The sequence below is a fragment of the Methylobacterium sp. Leaf118 genome (assembly GCF_920984675.1).
Taxonomy (GTDB): Bacteria; Pseudomonadota; Alphaproteobacteria; order Rhizobiales; family Beijerinckiaceae; genus Methylobacterium.
The window spans coordinates 1-550 of record NZ_CAKLBV010000146.1; the positions used below are offsets into that span (position 1 = coordinate 1).

Annotated in this window: 1 protein-coding gene; it reads left to right on the plus strand. The window is 73.8% G+C overall.

Features of this window, described 5'->3' with window-relative positions; genetic code table 11:
- Positions 1-550: DNA translocase FtsK (locus LW587_RS23945; RefSeq protein ID WP_269780374.1), on the plus strand; the 550-nt coding region annotated here is incomplete at both ends.

The following is a 550-nucleotide window of genomic DNA, read 5'->3' on the forward strand; positions in this document are numbered from 1 at the left end:
GTCCCGCGCCCCAGGCCCCGGTCGCTCGGCCCCGGCCGTCGGCCGAGCCGCGCCCGGAGCCCGGCCGCTATCAGGTCCCCGCCCTCGAACTGCTCGCCCGCCCGCGCGAGGCGGCCCCGGGCACCGAGGTCTCCGCCGAGGCCCTGGAGCAGAACGCCACCATGCTGGAGGCCACGCTCCAGGATTTTGGCGTGCGCGGGGACATCCTCGCCGTGCGTCCGGGGCCCGTCGTCACCCTCTACGAGCTGGAGCCCGCGCCCGGCACCAAGTCGAGCCGCGTCATCGCGCTCGCCGACGACATCGCCCGCTCGATGTCCGCCGTCTCCGCCCGCGTCGCCGTCGTGCCGGGCCGCAACGCCATCGGCATCGAGCTGCCGAACGCCAAGCGCGAGACGGTCTTCCTGCGCGAACTCCTCGCCGCGGCGGATTTCGTCGAGACCAAGCACAAGCTCGCCTTGTGCCTCGGCAAGAATATCGGCGGCGAGCCGATCATCGCCGACCTCGCCCGGATGCCGCATCTCCTCGTCGCCGGCACCACCGGCTCGGGCAA